Below are 14746 nucleotides of genomic sequence, written 5' to 3'. Positions count from 1 at the left end.
GGTCCGTGACATGAAGGGGAGGAAGCCGGTCAGGCGATGGCGGCCTTGAGGTCGTCGATCAGGTCGGTGCGTTCCCAGGGGAACAGATCGCCCTCCGCCGCGCGGCCGAAATGGCCATAGGCAGCGGTCTTGCGATAGATCGGCTTGTTCAGGCTCAGATAGGTGCGGATGCCGCGCGGGGTGAGCCCGCCGAGCTTCGCGATGCTGCCGATCGCCGCTTCGAGCGCCCGGTCGCTGACGGTGCCGGTGCCATGCGTGTCGACATAGAGCGACAACGGCTTCGACACGCCGATCGCGTAGGCGAGCTGGATCGTGCAGCGCGTGGCGAGACCGGCGGCAACGATGTTCTTGGCGAGATAACGCGTGATATAGGCGGCCGATCGATCGACCTTGGTCGGATCCTTGCCGCTGAACGCGCCGCCGCCATGTGGCGCCGCACCGCCATAGGTGTCGACGATGATCTTGCGGCCGGTAAGCCCGGCATCGCCGTCCGGCCCGCCGATCTCGAAGCTGCCGGTCGGGTTGATGTGATATTCGGTCGCATCGGACAACAAGGTGGCGGGCAATATCTCGGCCACGACCGAGCGGACATAGCTCTTGAGCTCCGCTTCCTTCGCGCCGCTGTCATAACCCGGTGCGTGCTGGGTCGACACGACGATCGCGGTCGCGGCCAGGGGCTTGCCGTTCTCGTCGAACCGCAGCGTCACCTGGCTCTTGGCATCCGGCTCGAGGAACGCCGCCGTGCCGGCATGGCGGTCGGCTGCCATGCGCTCGAGGATCTTGTGGCTGTAATAGAGTGTCGCCGGCATCAGATCGGGCGTCTCGTCGCAGGCGAAGCCGAACATTATGCCCTGGTCGCCCGCGCCTTCATCCTTGTTGCCGCTCGCATCCACGCCCTGGGCGATGTGCGCCGACTGACCGTGCAGCTTGTTGTAGAAGGTCAGCGTCTCCCAGTGGAAACCTTCCTGCTCATAGCCGATCTCGCGAACCGTATTGCGCACCGTCTGCTCGATCTCCTCGAGCGCGCCGGGTGCCCATTGGCCGTCCTCATAGACGCCCTTGCAGCGGATCTCGCCCGCCAGCACGACCAATTGAGTGGTCGTCAGAGTCTCGCACCCGATCCGCGCTTCGGGATCCTTGGACAGGAACAGATCGACGATCGCGTCGCTGATCTGGTCGGAGACCTTGTCGGGATGGCCTTCGGAAACGGATTCGGACGTGAACAGGAAATCATTGCGGGCCATGTGGCTCCCCTTCTTTCGATATGATCGCAGGTGGCGGCGTCAGGCCGCGCGCGGATTGCGGACGATGACGTAGCTTTCGTCGTTGAACCAAAGCTCGCCATTCTTCCGGAGCACTTTTCGCGTCGCCTCGAGATAGGCGGAGTTGCTCATCGCCTCGGACAGGCGTTCATCGTCGATCTGGGCGACATAGGTTGCGGCATTCCAGGCGGCGAGCAGAGTCGAGGTGCCGATCGACGCTCGCTCGCTATCGAGCTCGTCGGGCAAGGTGTGCATCTCGTATCTGAAGAGCGCTTCCGACGTCGGCAGGGCGTCGAACCGAAAGTCGCGCGCTTCATCGCCCATCGCCTTGCGCGTCGCATCGAGCAAGGCGTGGCGTGACATGGTAAAGGGATCTTCGGCGGGCCAGACGAGCTGAATGATGTCCAGTCCCGGATCATTGCCGGCGGAATGGATGCCAAGGAGCCTGCCGTCCTGCCGAAGGGCGCGGGCGAGCGGGGCCAGCACTCGCTTCGCCTTGAATTCGGTGGAGGCGCTGAGACGGAAGGGCTGGCTCGCCACGACCAGGTCGTAGCTGGCGACCGGCTCGTCCCGTTTGGGGATCACATCCTCCAGCATGAAGGCGCAATCCTCGCGGTAGAGGATCAATGTCGCTGGTGTTTCCGGGATGAGACTGCCTGTCTTTTCCGAGACGCGGGTGCGCCAGTTCTGAGCGAGGAACGGCTGCAGTTCCAGGATCTGGCGCTCGAACTCGGCCGTGGTGGTGCCCTTCAGGGCTACTGCCTGCCAGGTCATGCGCTCTCGCACTTCCGGTTTCGCTGGTACCAGGTGCGGCGCCTCGGCATAAGAAATATTGGTGAGCGCCAGAACGGTCTCCGGATGCTCGAAGAAGCGGTCCGGCATCTTGTCCAGGGTCAGGCGGACGTCCTCAAGGCTGATCTCCTTGCCGGCGATCAGGAATGGAAAACGCGGGAAAGCCTCGTGCATCGAGCGCATCACCCGGGCAAGGACCGTACCGTCGCCCATACCGGCATCGAAGAAGCGCACGGCCGGCGGGACGGGCTTCAGCTTCTTGAGTTCACGGGCGACGCGTTCAGCCACGACCCACTTTTCAGAGCAGGTATTCACGAACATCAGATATTTCTGTCGGTTGTCGTAGAAGCGGAAATTCGGCTCTTGCGAGCCTTCCGCAGCTGTTGTTGCGTCAGCGATCTCATCGGTGCGCTGCAGGTCGTCGCTTTTCATCGCCATCGCCTCATTCCCTATGGCGGGCCAGTTCTGTGCCAGCCGGGCCGTCTGAGGGGCGAGATGTTCCGGAGTGGTGGCTGCCGTAAACCACAATCGATCCCACCGCAGCGTGGGACCCCGCCCACCCGGCGGGCTACGGGAGGATGAAGGGCCTAAACCGGCACATATTCGAGACCCGCAGAAATCTGCGGTTTTCGCAACTATCTAATCTTGTCCAAGCGACGTCAAAGAGGAACTAGGTCACAAATCTGGAAACAAATGTTCCATCGACCAGACGCCGTCCTGTCTACACCCCGCTACTTCACGACCGCTACGGGCGGTTCCGGAGTCTTCCCACGCCTCGGCTATGCGCTAGCCGTTCGGCATACAGGGCGGCGCCATAGCCCGGTGCGTGAAGTGGGTCAGCCAGCGCGAAGCGGCCGGTTTCGCTGACGATCTGTATGAACGCGTTCCGAACCAGGGGCTCTCGCGACAAGACGCCGCCCGACCAGGACAGCGGCACCCTGACATCGGGCGGAAAACCCAGCACGTTGCGCAAGGCGATCGCCAGTGCCGCGAGTTCCCGGGCTGCTGACAGCAGGATCGCGTTGGCGCCGGCATCGCCATCGGCTGCGGCGCCCGACACCAAACCCGCCAGACCGGCCACCTCGCCCCGGCTCATCGCCGCTGGCCCCATGATACGCTGACAAAGGTCAAGATCGTCGTCGAGCGACAGTGCCTCGACGATCCGGCCGTATAACAGGTCCTTTGCCGCGCGGCCGTCACTCATGCGCGAAAATAGCGCGAGGCCTTGAATCGCGATCCAATAGGCCGAACCTTCGTCGCCGACTATTTCGCCCCAGCCGCCCGCGCGCGCCGCTTTGCCCTGCCGTTCCCCATAGGCAATCGAGCCCGTGCCCGCGACGATGTTGATCCCATCCTGGCAGCCGAGCGAGCCCGCCCAGCCGCACACCATGTCGTTCCCGCAGGCATAGCGCTCATGGCCGAGCAGGCGGCCACAGGCCGCATGAAGCTGTGGGTCGACGAGCTTGTCTTCGCCATAGGCGGGCAGGCCAAAAAAGACGAAGCTCAGCGCGTCGGGCAGAATCTCGAGCTGACCGCAAATCGCGGCGATGCCTTGCTCGAGCCGTGCCAGCACCTCGTCCATCCCGACTTCGAGATGATAGGTCGTGCCGGTCACCGCGCGCGCGATCGTCGCGCCCGCGGCGTCAATGCAGACGAACTCGGTCTTCGTGCCGCCCCCGTCGACGCCCAGAAAATATGTGGCGCCGGTCATGCTTGCGCGGCGTAGATCCGCACGCCCTGCACGACGCGGTTGACGGTGCCGCTGGCATTGGGGCGGTCGGGGGCGAGGCCCTGCGCGAGCGAGACGTGCAGGCCGAACATTTGCGCCGGCACGATGAACGGAAACAGCAGATCGGCATCGACTGCATCGGCCATGCCGGCGACCGTGATGTCCGCGCCGTCGCCGGGCTGAGCGGAGATCACCGCAAGCGCGCCGCAATGGCCGTCGCTGCGCAGTTCCTCGACGATGTCGAGATCGTAGCGGCGCGTGAGCGGATCGTTCGAGACGAACACGACGGCAAGCGTGTCGGCATCGACGATCGTCTTGGGCCCGTGGCGGAAGCCGAGCGCGGTGTCGAACGCGGTGACGACCGCGCCGTCACTCAGTTCCATCAATTTGAGCGCGGCCTCGCGGGCGAGGCCCTTGAATACGCCGCTGCCGAGATAGACGACGCGCTTGAACCCACGCGTTGCAAGGTCGGCGACAAGCGGCTCGCACCGCGTGAGCACGTCGTCCACTGCCGCCGCGATCGCGGGTCCGCGCGCCTCGACCGCCTCGATCCCGCCAAGGATGGACAACGCCGCCAGCATCATCGCGCTGAAGCTCGAGGTCATGGCGAAACCGCGATCGTGCGTCGCCTCCGGCAGTACCACGACGCAGGTGTTGTCCTCGGCGCGCCTGGCCAGATCGCCTTCGACATTGCAGGTCACGATGAGGTGATAGGCTTCGGCCACTATCGCCTCGACCAGGTCGACCGCGGCGACGCTCTCCGGGCTGCTGCCCGAGCGGCCGAACGACACCAGCAGCGTCGGCGCTTCTGGGCGCAAGTACAGCGATGGCGCGCTAACGATGTCGGTGGTGGCGATCGCCTCGACCGGGCGACCGAGCACGCCCGACAACCAGGGCGCGAGGCACTCTCCAATGAACGCCGAGGTTCCCGCGCCGGTCAGCACGATACGGAGATCGGGCCGGGCAAGCAAAGGGGTGACGAACGCTTCGATCTCGCGCTTCCGGTCGCGCAGCAGCGCCTGGGTGGCGCGGAGCGTGTCGGGCTGCTGGTCGATTTCGCGACGAGTCCAGGACCTGCCGAGGCCGTCGGTCTCGGGGGCGAGCAGGGTATCAGGCATTGGGAAAGCAAGCTCCATGATAGGCGTCGAGCGTGGCGGCGATATGCGCCATGGTGAGCGCCGCCGGGTCGAGTGTCGTCTGGCCGGCGCGTACCGCGGCGTAGGCGAGCGGCAGATACTGGCTGACCAGCGCCAGGGGAGGCGGTGTCTGGCGCAGATTGGCGAACAGCGCCTCCTGCGCCGCGGCGATCTCCGGATCGGGCCAGTAATAGCGGATCCGGTCGGACAGGCTGTATTGCAGCTGGAGATCCAGCGCCGCGCCGGTGACATGGTAATATTTCCGCCAATGCTTCGGCTCTGCGTGCATGCGGGACACGGCAACGGCGCGCAACGCAGCGCGGTCGCCGGCGGGAACCGTCTCCGCCTCGATCGCGTCGAGCGCCCAGAGCGCCTCGCGCAACGCGAAAGTAACCCCGGGACCAACCTTCAGGATCGCATAATGATCGCGTACCAGGGCGGTGAGCGCGTCCGGGGTCTGATAATCGGTGGAATGCGCCTCGAACACGATATGATCGAACTGCTCGATCGAACGGCTCAGCGCGGTGGCGCGTTCGGGCCGGTAATCGACCACCTTATCGTGGTCGAACTCGACACCGGGCTGCACGACTGTGGCAATGACGCGGTCCCAGGCGCTCTCCAGGCCGGATGCGCGAAACAGGTCCTGATGCATGCCGATCGTCGCGATCGCCGCTTCAGGGGCGGTGACGGCCAGGTCGCCGAGGTCCTCCGCGGCGCCGCCCGGAACCGGTACTTCGGTGCCGATAACATAGACCGGTGCGTCGGCCGGATCGCCGTCGAACGCGTCCTCGGCAGCGCGGCACAGCCGTGCCGCGCGCTCGGCAATGGTTCTTTCGGGCAGCGGCACGGGATCGTCGGCGCAACTCATCGAGCAGTCGAGATGGATCTTGCGGAATCCCGCGCGGACATAATCCGCAACCATCACTTCTGCCTTGTCCAGTGCCTCGGCGGCCGGCGCGGCTACCCATGCGTTGGGGCCGAGATGGTCGCCGCCGAGCACGAGGCGATCCAGCGGGAATCCGACCGCGGTCGCGATTGCCCGGACGAAATCCCGGTAGTCGGCCGGGACCATGCCGGTATAGCCGCCGTCCTGGTTGACCTGGTTCGAGGTGGCTTCGATCAATGCGATCGGCTGGCCGGTGACGAGCGCGTGGCGCAACGTTGCCTCGATCACCAATGGGTGCGCCGAACAGACCGAGGTCACGCCGATCCGCTCGCCGGCCTTGTGCCGAAGCACCATCTCTAGAATCGCCTGCACATCGGCTCCTTCGGAAGGCCTTTATCGCGGCGTCCGGATAAAAGCAACGAAACGAAATATAACGAAACTAATTTGTTTCGACAATGGCGTCCGGATCCTTCGCGTCGGGCTCGATCGCCAGCAGCAGCGAGGCGACGAGCGCGAGCAGAATGCCGATCGTCTTGAGGGGGCCAGGCACCACGCCGAGAATCACCAGCGACAGCAAGGCAGTGGCCAGCGGCGCGCCGGCATTGGCGAGCGGGGCGACGATGATTGCCTTGCCGTAGCGAAACGCGAAGACGAGCGTCAGCGCGCCGATCGCGTTGAGCACCTGGATCAGCGCGGCGAGCCACGGACCATCCACCCCCCAATTGATCGGCTGGCCCCAGTCCGTCATCGCCCAGGCCACCGGGATCAGCACCAGCCCGGAGAGCGTCATGTAGACGAAGATGCTTTCGCCCGACATGACGTGATTGGCTGCCTTCATGAAATAGGCCTGCACGCCCCAGCACAGCATCACGATCATCGCCGGTATGAGCCAGGCGGCCGATGCGCCGCCTCCGCTGCCCGGCGCGAAATCGAAGGTCGGCAGCGCGAGCAGCGCGAGCAGGATGCCGAACGCGCCCAGCCGCCCGGTGCGTTCGCGCATCAGCACGAACGACAAGGCGATCGTCACGATCGGCGACAGTGAAATGATCGGAAAGATGAGATAGGCCGGCCCGCGCGCGACGGCGTAGAACAACACCATCTGGCCGCCGGCGCCGAGCAGCCCGATCGCCAGACCATAGCCGATCGCGCGTGGCGAGGCGTCGAGCCGCCAGCCGGCCAGCCCCAGCACCACCAGCGCGGGCGGAATCATCGTCAGTGCCCAGACGCAATAGACCAGGGTCTCGGGAAAGCCGTGCTGAGCGGAAAGACCGGAAAAAGCGCCCCATATTCCCCAGAGGATGACGGTGACCAACGCGTTGATCAGCCAGGCGCGACCCGAGGGCACAACCGCCCCGCTCATGCCTTGTCTTCCCGCGCCGGGCTGGCTCGAACGAGCAGGAAGTGCCGGAAACTCGCCTGGAGGCTGTTGCGTGCCGCGGTGGCGGTCCCGAGCGGGCTGCCGGTAAAACCGTCCGTGAGGACATAGCGCCCGGTGCCGAGGCCACGCAGCGTGAGCGGGCCATCCCATTTCTCGGCATAGAAGGCGTAATGCATCACGCCGTCACGTTCGATCGCGTGCGCTTCCGGCTTGTCGAAACCGATATCGTAGAGATCGCCGAGATAGCGGCCTTTGGAGAGCATGTTGGCGCGGTACAGATCGATCCACTTGCGCCACAGCGCCTCCTTCTCCGCGGTGAGCAGATAGCCGCCGGGCGGCAGGGGATCGGTGGGATTGGGCACGTCCTTCGGCCAGGTAAATTTAGTCGAAGGGATCGCGCCGATCCCGTAGGTGGAGGCGAAATCGTCGCGCCCGTCGCTTAGTTCGACATGGTCGCCGGAAAAAGGCGCGGACGGTCCCATCAGCGCCTTGAACGTCTTGCCCTTCAGCCGGACCTGCCATGATGAGGTGGGATCGGATGCCGGCGTGTTGTTCATCGCCGGGATGTTGTGGAAGGCGAAGCTGTCGCCGCACGGACATATCTCGATCACCGCTTGCGGGTTGATGGCGATCGCCTCGTCATAAACCGCCTTCCAGAAATCCTGCAGTTTCTCGAACGATTCCTCGGGTCGCGCATGGTTGTGCGCTGGGTTGTAGCAGGGCGCGACGCCGTTCAGGTGCTGCCCGTCGAGCTTCAGCCCCTCAAAGCCCCAGTCGCCGATGATGCGCCGTACCTGCGCGCGGAAGAACTCGACCGTCGGCGGATAGGCCGGGCACATGGTGAAAGCGCTCCACCAGCTGACATTCTGCGCCGCGCCGTCGCGGTCGAGAATCAGCATGTCAGGATGGTCGCGCAGAAGGTCAGTGCCGGGATCGACCGCGAGCGGGGCCAGCCACAGGCGCGGACGCATGCCGTCGGCCTTGATACGGTCAGCGAACGCCTTCATGTCCGCGTCGCCGCGCGGGAATTTCCGGCGATCCAGTTTCCAGTCACCCTCGGACGTCTGCCAGCCGTCGTCGAGGACCGCCCATTCGAAGCCCAATTCCCTGGCTTTGGGCAGTGTGCCGTACACCTGTTCGGGGGTGAAATTGCGCTCATAGCCCCAAGCGCACCAGATCGGACCATAGCTCGATTCGGGGATGGCGGGGGCGGCGAGGCCGCGCTCGGCCATGATGCGGCGATAGGCGTCGAGAGGGCGAAAATGGTCACCGCCATGCGCCATCAGAAAGGCGGTCGGCAGGGCCAGCGTGGCGCCGGGCGCAAGCAAGGCTGGTTCGTCGCCCGAGAGCCCGATGCGCGTCCCATCCGGTTGCGCCGCGACGGGCAGCGAGATCAGCCGCGGCACCGGTTCGATATGGCCGACCGCGAGGCCGACATCGCGCCGCCACACCACCGCGACCGGGGTGCCGCCGCCATAGTCGGAACCGTTCATGCCCATGAAGTTGCGCTGTTCGAACCCGGGCGCGACCTTCTGCACCCAGTCGCGGCGATCGGGATAGGAAGCGCCGGCGAAGGTCCATGCGCCCGCCGGGTCCGCCAGCAGGTCATGCGTCGCGACGCGCCAGCCGACGGCCGCCAGCGGCAGGTCTCCGGTGTTGCGATAGCGCAGCTCGTACAGGGCGAGGCCGGGATAACGATCGAGGAAAATGATGTCGAGCAACTGCTCCACCGCGCCGCTGGCGGTCGCGCGCAACCGATGCCGCCGGCCCGGGCCGTGCGGGCCGGATATCGACGTCTCTTCACGGTCGAGCAGCAGGAAGCGATCCAGCGGGCGATGACCGGCGAGGAACAATGCCTCGCCGGCCGCCATCGGGGTCACCGGCTTGCCGCCATAGGACAGGCGCGACCGCATCGCGGCATCGAACTCGATCGTCAGCATGCCGTCCGACAGCGTCACGCCCGCCGGTCCGGCGGCCCGTGCGCGCCCCGTCAGCGCCGGGCCGGACACCAGGGCAGCGCCGGTCATCAGGCGGCCGAGCAGGCCGCGGCGATCGACAAGGTTGGACAGCATGGCGAAGGGCTCCCCTGATATCGGCTGATACCGCAAACGCGCAGCCTTGGAGAAAGATGTTGCACGAACCGCAGCGGCGGCGCAAACCATATTCGCAATTTTATTGATCGTTTTCTTTCGTTTCATTTGTTTTGGAGGGTCGAGATGCGCTCACTGAAGGCCATGATGGCGCTGACCTCGGCACTGCTGGCCGGCGCAGCCGCGCCTGCGCCTGCGCCGGGCTATGGCGAGGCGGATTTCGCGCGCGTCGCCAAGTTCGACGCCCATGTCCATGCCAATGTGACGGATCCGCGGTTCCTGGACGTGGCGCGACGCGACGGGATGGCGTTGCTGTCGATCAATGTCGATTATCCCGACTTCCCGCCGTTGCCGATGCAGGCAGTGGCCGCGCATCAGATGCAGGCGATCGATGCCGGGCGCTTCCACTTTGCGACGACATTTTCCATGCGGGGTTTCGGAACCCCGGGCTGGACCGAGCGCACCAACCGTGCGCTCGACGATGCGTTCGCGCGGGGCGCGGTGGCGGTGAAGGTGTGGAAAAATATCGGCATGGTCGCTACCGATGCGCAGGGGAAGCGGGTCTTCCTGGACGATCCGCGCTTCGACGGCGTGATGGCGCACATCGAAAAGCGCGGCGTGCCGCTGATCGCGCACCAGGCCGAGCCGAAGAATTGCTGGCTGCCGCTCGAGCAGATGACGACCGAGAATGATCGCTCCTATTTCAGGGAGCATCCCGAATATTACATGTTTCTCCACCCCGAGGAGCCACGCTACGAGGCGTTGATGGCGGCGCGCGACCGGTTCGTCGCCCGCCATCCCGGGCTGGCCTTTGACGGCGCGCATATGGCGAGCCTCGAATGGAGCGTGGACGAACTGGCGCGGTTCTTCGATCGCTATCCCAACACGGTCGTGGATCTCGCGGCACGAATGTCCAACCTGCAGGTCCAGTCCAATGCCGATATCGGCAAGGTGCGCGCCTTCTTCGTCAAATATCAGGACCGCATCCTGTATGGCACCGACCTGACGGACAGCCCGCCCGATCCAGCCGCACGCGCCCAGAACCCGCCCGCCACCAGCGATTTTCCCAGAGAGGCGGACCAGGTGTGGCGCGCCGACTGGCGCTATCTGGCTACCCCGCTCAGCCAGCGGGTCGATGCGATCAGCGCCGACGCCAGGGGGCTGAACCTGCCCCGTGCGGTGATCGACAAGATCTATTGGAAAAACGCCCAGCGCTTTTTCAAGCTCAAGAGCTGAACCGGAGGCTAAGCTCAGGCGATGTGAAGGCGGAAGCCCAGGCGGTCGGCGGCTGCCTGCATTCCGGCATCGGCGGTATCGGTAACGAGATCGTCGATCTCGGCCACGTTCATGATTCGGTGCAGGCAGACTCGGCCGAACTTGGACCGGTCGGTGACCGCGATGACCTGTCCCGCCGCCTTGACCATCTTTCGGTTGAGCACGGCCTCCGGCTCGAAATGCGTGGTGATGCCACGCTCGATATCGAACCCGTCCACGCCGAGGAACAGCTTGTCGACATGCAGGTCGTCGAACGCGCTCTCGGTCTGTGCCCCGTAAAAGGCGCGGTTGCGCCGCCGCAACGTGCCGCCCAGCATCACGACGTTGATGCGCTCCTTGCTCGCCAGCGCGCAGAGAATATCCAGATCGTTGGTCAGCACGGTAACCTCGTCGCTGTCAGCCAGGTGCAGCGCGATCTGCAGCGCGGTGGTGCCTGAATCGAGCACGATCGAATCGCCCGGCATCACCATGGCCGCCGCCAGCGCCCCGATGCGCGCCTTTTCGTCGACGTTGATCGCGCGCTTGGCCTCGACCGGAGGCTCCGCCGCGACGTTGACGGCATCGGTCGCGATCGCGCCGCCATAGGATCGCTCGGCGATGCCGCGCTTCGCCAGGTAATGAAGGTCCTTTCGGATCGTCTGCATCGATACGCCGAAGCGTTCGGCGAGTGGCACGACCTGCACGCTGCCGCGCTCCCGCACCAAGGCACTGATCTGCTGTCTCCTACCACTGGTGTCCCGCGTGACGGACATATTGGCTTCCTCCCGTTCCGGCCCTGCATATCAGCCTAAAATTGCTCGCACAACAAAGCGGAAGTTTCGTTTCTTTTCTATTTGACAGTTTCGCTACGGTGGGGATACCAAATCGCAATAAATCGCGCGAATCCATTCAGGCTCCAAGGATCGTGCAGCTGATAAGGGGAATGGCGATGACGCAACGACGCATTTTGCGGAATGTGGTGCTTACCGGGGTCAGCGCAGCGGCCTTGCTGACCGTTCCCACTGCATCGGCCTATGCTCAGGAAGCCACATCCGTAACGGCCGAACCGGATCCGGCACAGCAGGCCGGCGATACCGACGCGTCGGACAACGCCCCCGATATCGTCGTGCGCGGTGTCCGCGGCAGCTTGCTGCGCTCGATCCAGGCCAAGCGCAGCGCGGATACGATCGTGGACGCCATTTCCGCCGAGGAACTGGGCAAGTTTCCCAACCGCAACGTCGCCGAAGCACTCGCCAACATTCCGGGCGTGACCGTCGGCCGCGACGGCCGCGGCGAAGGACGCTCGGTCACGATCCGCGGGCTTGGCGAGAATTTCGCCATTACCACGCTCAACGGCCGCATTCTCCCGACCGACGGCACCGATCGATCCTTCGCCTTCGACGTGCTGCCATCGGAAATCATTTCGGGCGCCGAAGTGCAGAAGGCGGTGCGATCGTCGGAGCTGGAGGGCAGCATCGGCGGCAACATCAACTTGCGCACCGCGCGTCCGCTCGACCGCCCAGGGGTTCACGCCACCGGCTCGGTGGAAGGCCAGTATAATGATTTCGTCGAGAAGGGCGGCTACAAGGTCACTGGCGTCGTCAGCGCGACCTTCGCCAACGACACGATGGGCATCATCGCCGGCGCGAGCTACAACAGGTACAAGTTCCGCACCGACAATCTGGGCGAATATTCGATCACGGACGGGACGGAGGCCGCCTATGGCGTCGACTTCAACCGGGACGGCAAGATCAATCCCGACGCCGATGGTCCAGCCTATATCTGGCCCGACTATTACAGCGTCGGCACCGTGCAGGGCGAGCGTGAGCGGATCGGCGCGGCGGGGGCGTTCCAGTGGAAGCCGTCCAGCGCATTCGAGCTGACGATCGACGGTATCTACAGCCGGTATAATGTTACGCAGCACAATTATCGCTCGTCCAACTATCTCAATCCGCTGGGCGATGACGGGTCGCTGCGCTGGGATCCGGCGTCGATCAAGGTCGACGCCCACAATGTCGTCACCGGCTTTGCGATCAATGATCTCGTCAGCGAGGTGCTGACCACTGACGAGCCGCGCAACAGCCAGACCTATCAGATCGGCGGCCATGTCGACTGGCAGGCCGCGGACCGGTTGAAGGTCGCGATCGACGGCTATTACGGAAAGGCGCGCGACAATACGGGCGGGCAGAACCGGTTCGTCGTGGCCGGCATTCCCGGCGCGTCAGCGGTTTTCGCGACACGTGCGGGCGGCATCCCGGACCTCGCCATCACGATTCCCGGCGGACGCACGCTCGATCAGGCGACCAATGACGATTTCCGGGCGCATTATATCGGGATCCAGGGCCAGAATATCGAGGATCGCACGCAGGGCGTGAAGCTGGATGTCACCTATGACGTGGACAATGACACGTTCAAGTCGATCACCTTCGGCGGTGCCTGGACCGATCGCCGCAAGAACGTCGAGACGATCGACAACCAATATACCACTTCCTGCAATTATTGCGGCTATCCCTTCACCTTCGGCCAGCTGGGCGCGTCAGTGGTGCGGCCGGGCAACGGCACGATCCTGACCAAGCTGCAGGGCGATTTCCCGCGCAACTTTCCCTATTTCGACATCGATACGTACCTGGCGGCGCTTCCGCGCGCGGACAACAACCCGGCGATCCTCGACCCCAACAGCTGCCTCGATGCGACCGGCACGCCCATCCCGGGCTGCGCGTTGTCGCCTTATCCCGCCGGCTATTCGACTCAGCTGGTCGAGCCCGACCTTCCCGCATCCTATCTGATCAAGGAACGGACCTGGGCGGGCTATGTGCAGTTCAACCTGGCCGGACAGCGCTGGCGCGGCGACATCGGCTTGCGCCTCGTGTCGACCAAAGTGTCGTCGACGGGCTATGGCGCCAGCATCGCCAGCATCATCCAGCGCGTCGGCACGCAGGACAATGACGTGAATTTCAATCCGGTCGATGCGATCAATGGCGGCGGCGACTATCTGCGCCTCCTTCCGGCGGTCAATTTCGCCTATGACATCGCGGACGGCTTCCGTGTCCGGCTTGCCGCATCGAGGGCGATCTCGCGGCCGAGCTTCGGTGAACTGTCCCCAGCCAAGGACGCGACCTCGGCGCAGTCGGGCACCTTCATCATCTACGATGCCGGCAATCCCAATCTGAAGCCGACCAGCGCCGATCAGTTCGACGTGTCGTTCGAATATTACCCGTCCAACCGCCTCGCGCTTACCGCGGCGGCGTTTTACAAGCACATCACCAGTTTCGTCTCGACCGTTCCGGTCGATGTCGTGATCACGCCGACGGCGCAGCCCGCCAACCAGCAGCAGAATTTCGACTTCGTCGAGTATCAGGTGATCAACGGCGACAGCGCCAAGGTGTATGGCCTGGAGGTTGGCGGTCAATATTTCCTCGACAATGGTTTCGGCGTCCAGGCGAACCTGACCTACAACCATTCGCGCGCGACATCCGGGGAGGTGACGACTGGCCTGCCCGGCGCGATTCCTTTCTCGGCCAACACCAAGCTCTTCTATGAGAAGAACGGCATCAGCGCACAGGTCTCGTACAGCTTTCAGTCGCGTTACACCTACGCCCAGTCGGGCAACCTGGGCTATTTGCCGGTCAAGGAAGACGGCTATCACGAGATGTCGGCCAGCCTGTCCTATGACCTGACCGACAATGTGTCGGTTTACGTGCAAGGCTCGAACCTGCTCGGTTCGGCGATCAAGCGCTTCAACACCTATAGCAACGTACCCAATTTCTACGAATATTCGGGTCGTTCCTTTTTCTTCGGGATTCGCGGCCGTTTGTGACTCATATTGGGTGAGCGGTGCTGTCATCGATCGACGACATTGCTGGCAGCAAAAGACGCCGCCGGTACGGGCTTCGAAGCCTATGGGGGCGGCGTGGTAGGCTCGTGGCCCTTAGAGCGGCGAGCGTTAAATCTGATCCGTTCGTCCTGAGTAGGGATCGAGGTGCCGAAGGCGTATCGAGAGCCCGTATCGAAGGACAGGTTGTCGCGCGGAACCTGTCCTTCGATACGCCGCTGCGCGGCTACTCGATGGCTACTCAGGACGAACGGGTGGTGGTGGCTCTGATTTAATGCAAGCACCTTTAGTCGCATATAATTGCTCTTCAGGCTGCCAACTGGCGACCGACGTCCTCATGGTGGTGTGAGACAGGCGACCGTGAACTGGCGCTCGTCGCATTGCTGC

General features: G+C 64.1%; 10 protein-coding genes. 2 read left to right on the top strand and 8 right to left on the bottom strand.

Annotated elements, in window-relative coordinates; genetic code table 11:
- Positions 1-29: 29 nt before the first annotated feature.
- The 7 genes from metK to ACZ1I2_RS16590 all read right to left on the bottom strand — a co-directional run bounded on the left by metK (position 30) and on the right by ACZ1I2_RS16590 (position 9255).
- Positions 30-1244, bottom strand: a complete 1215-nt coding sequence (metK, locus tag ACZ1I2_RS16620; RefSeq protein WP_465176504.1) for a methionine adenosyltransferase — start codon at positions 1242-1244, stop codon at positions 30-32.
- 39 nt (positions 1245-1283) lie between these two features.
- Positions 1284-2486: a hypothetical protein gene (locus tag ACZ1I2_RS16615; protein ID WP_465176505.1), complete on the bottom strand. Its 1203-nt coding sequence runs from the start codon at positions 2484-2486 to the stop codon at positions 1284-1286.
- Between the two features lie 313 nt (positions 2487-2799).
- The gene (locus ACZ1I2_RS16610; RefSeq protein ID WP_465176506.1) at positions 2800-3765 is read right to left on the bottom strand and encodes an N-acetylglucosamine kinase; all 966 of its coding nucleotides are present in this window, start codon (positions 3763-3765) and stop codon (positions 2800-2802) included.
- Positions 3762-4901, bottom strand: a complete 1140-nt coding sequence (locus ACZ1I2_RS16605; protein WP_465176507.1) for an SIS domain-containing protein — start codon at positions 4899-4901, stop codon at positions 3762-3764. The genes ACZ1I2_RS16610 and ACZ1I2_RS16605 overlap by 4 nt, the downstream gene beginning before the upstream one ends.
- Positions 4894-6177 (bottom strand): D-tagatose-bisphosphate aldolase, class II, non-catalytic subunit, encoded by a 1284-nt coding sequence (locus ACZ1I2_RS16600; protein ID WP_465176508.1) that lies wholly within the window; start codon positions 6175-6177, stop codon positions 4894-4896. The genes ACZ1I2_RS16605 and ACZ1I2_RS16600 overlap by 8 nt, the downstream gene beginning before the upstream one ends.
- A 67-nt stretch (positions 6178-6244) precedes the next feature.
- Positions 6245-7165: an EamA family transporter gene (locus ACZ1I2_RS16595; RefSeq protein WP_465176509.1), complete on the bottom strand. Its 921-nt coding sequence runs from the start codon at positions 7163-7165 to the stop codon at positions 6245-6247.
- Positions 7162-9255 (bottom strand): glycoside hydrolase family 36 protein, encoded by a 2094-nt coding sequence (locus ACZ1I2_RS16590; RefSeq protein ID WP_465176510.1) that lies wholly within the window; start codon positions 9253-9255, stop codon positions 7162-7164. The genes ACZ1I2_RS16595 and ACZ1I2_RS16590 overlap by 4 nt, the downstream gene beginning before the upstream one ends.
- Before the next feature lie 144 nt (positions 9256-9399).
- On the opposite strand from ACZ1I2_RS16590, the gene ACZ1I2_RS16585 reads away from it, so the two are divergent.
- Positions 9400-10509: an amidohydrolase family protein gene (locus ACZ1I2_RS16585; protein ID WP_465176511.1), complete on the top strand. Its 1110-nt coding sequence runs from the start codon at positions 9400-9402 to the stop codon at positions 10507-10509.
- A 14-nt stretch (positions 10510-10523) separates the two neighbouring features.
- Here ACZ1I2_RS16585 and agaR read toward each other — a convergent pair whose 3' ends face one another.
- Positions 10524-11300 carry a transcriptional repressor AgaR gene (gene agaR, locus ACZ1I2_RS16580; protein WP_465173057.1) on the bottom strand — a complete coding sequence of 259 codons (777 nt, stop codon included), beginning with the start codon at positions 11298-11300 and terminating at the stop codon, positions 10524-10526.
- Between the two features lie 176 nt (positions 11301-11476).
- Here agaR and ACZ1I2_RS16575 point away from each other — a divergent pair, with 176 nt between their 5' ends.
- Positions 11477-14344, top strand: a complete 2868-nt coding sequence (locus ACZ1I2_RS16575; RefSeq protein WP_465176512.1) for a TonB-dependent receptor — start codon at positions 11477-11479, stop codon at positions 14342-14344.
- Positions 14345-14746 lie beyond the last annotated feature (402 nt).

The sequence above is a fragment of the Sphingomonas sp. BL-S-29 genome (assembly GCF_055521495.1).
Note: the sequence above shows the minus strand (reverse complement) of the source record. Positions and strands in the feature narration are given on the sequence as shown.

What these genes read in the sequence shown, in the direction of transcription:
- metK (WP_465176504.1), bottom strand. Translation starts at nt 1,244, where the DNA reads ATGGCCCGCAATGATTTCCTGTTCACGTCCGAATCCGTTTCCGAAGGC.
- ACZ1I2_RS16615 (WP_465176505.1), bottom strand. Translation starts at nt 2,486, where the DNA reads ATGAAAAGCGACGACCTGCAGCGCACCGATGAGATCGCTGACGCAACA.
- ACZ1I2_RS16610 (WP_465176506.1), bottom strand. Translation starts at nt 3,765, where the DNA reads ATGACCGGCGCCACATATTTTCTGGGCGTCGACGGGGGCGGCACGAAG.
- ACZ1I2_RS16605 (WP_465176507.1), bottom strand. Translation starts at nt 4,901, where the DNA reads ATGCCTGATACCCTGCTCGCCCCCGAGACCGACGGCCTCGGCAGGTCC.
- ACZ1I2_RS16595 (WP_465176509.1), bottom strand. Translation starts at nt 7,165, where the DNA reads ATGAGCGGGGCGGTTGTGCCCTCGGGTCGCGCCTGGCTGATCAACGCG.
- ACZ1I2_RS16590 (WP_465176510.1), bottom strand. Translation starts at nt 9,255, where the DNA reads ATGCTGTCCAACCTTGTCGATCGCCGCGGCCTGCTCGGCCGCCTGATG.
- ACZ1I2_RS16585 (WP_465176511.1), top strand. Translation starts at nt 9,400, where the DNA reads ATGCGCTCACTGAAGGCCATGATGGCGCTGACCTCGGCACTGCTGGCC.
- agaR (WP_465173057.1), bottom strand. Translation starts at nt 11,300, where the DNA reads ATGTCCGTCACGCGGGACACCAGTGGTAGGAGACAGCAGATCAGTGCC.
- ACZ1I2_RS16575 (WP_465176512.1), top strand. Translation starts at nt 11,477, where the DNA reads ATGACGCAACGACGCATTTTGCGGAATGTGGTGCTTACCGGGGTCAGC.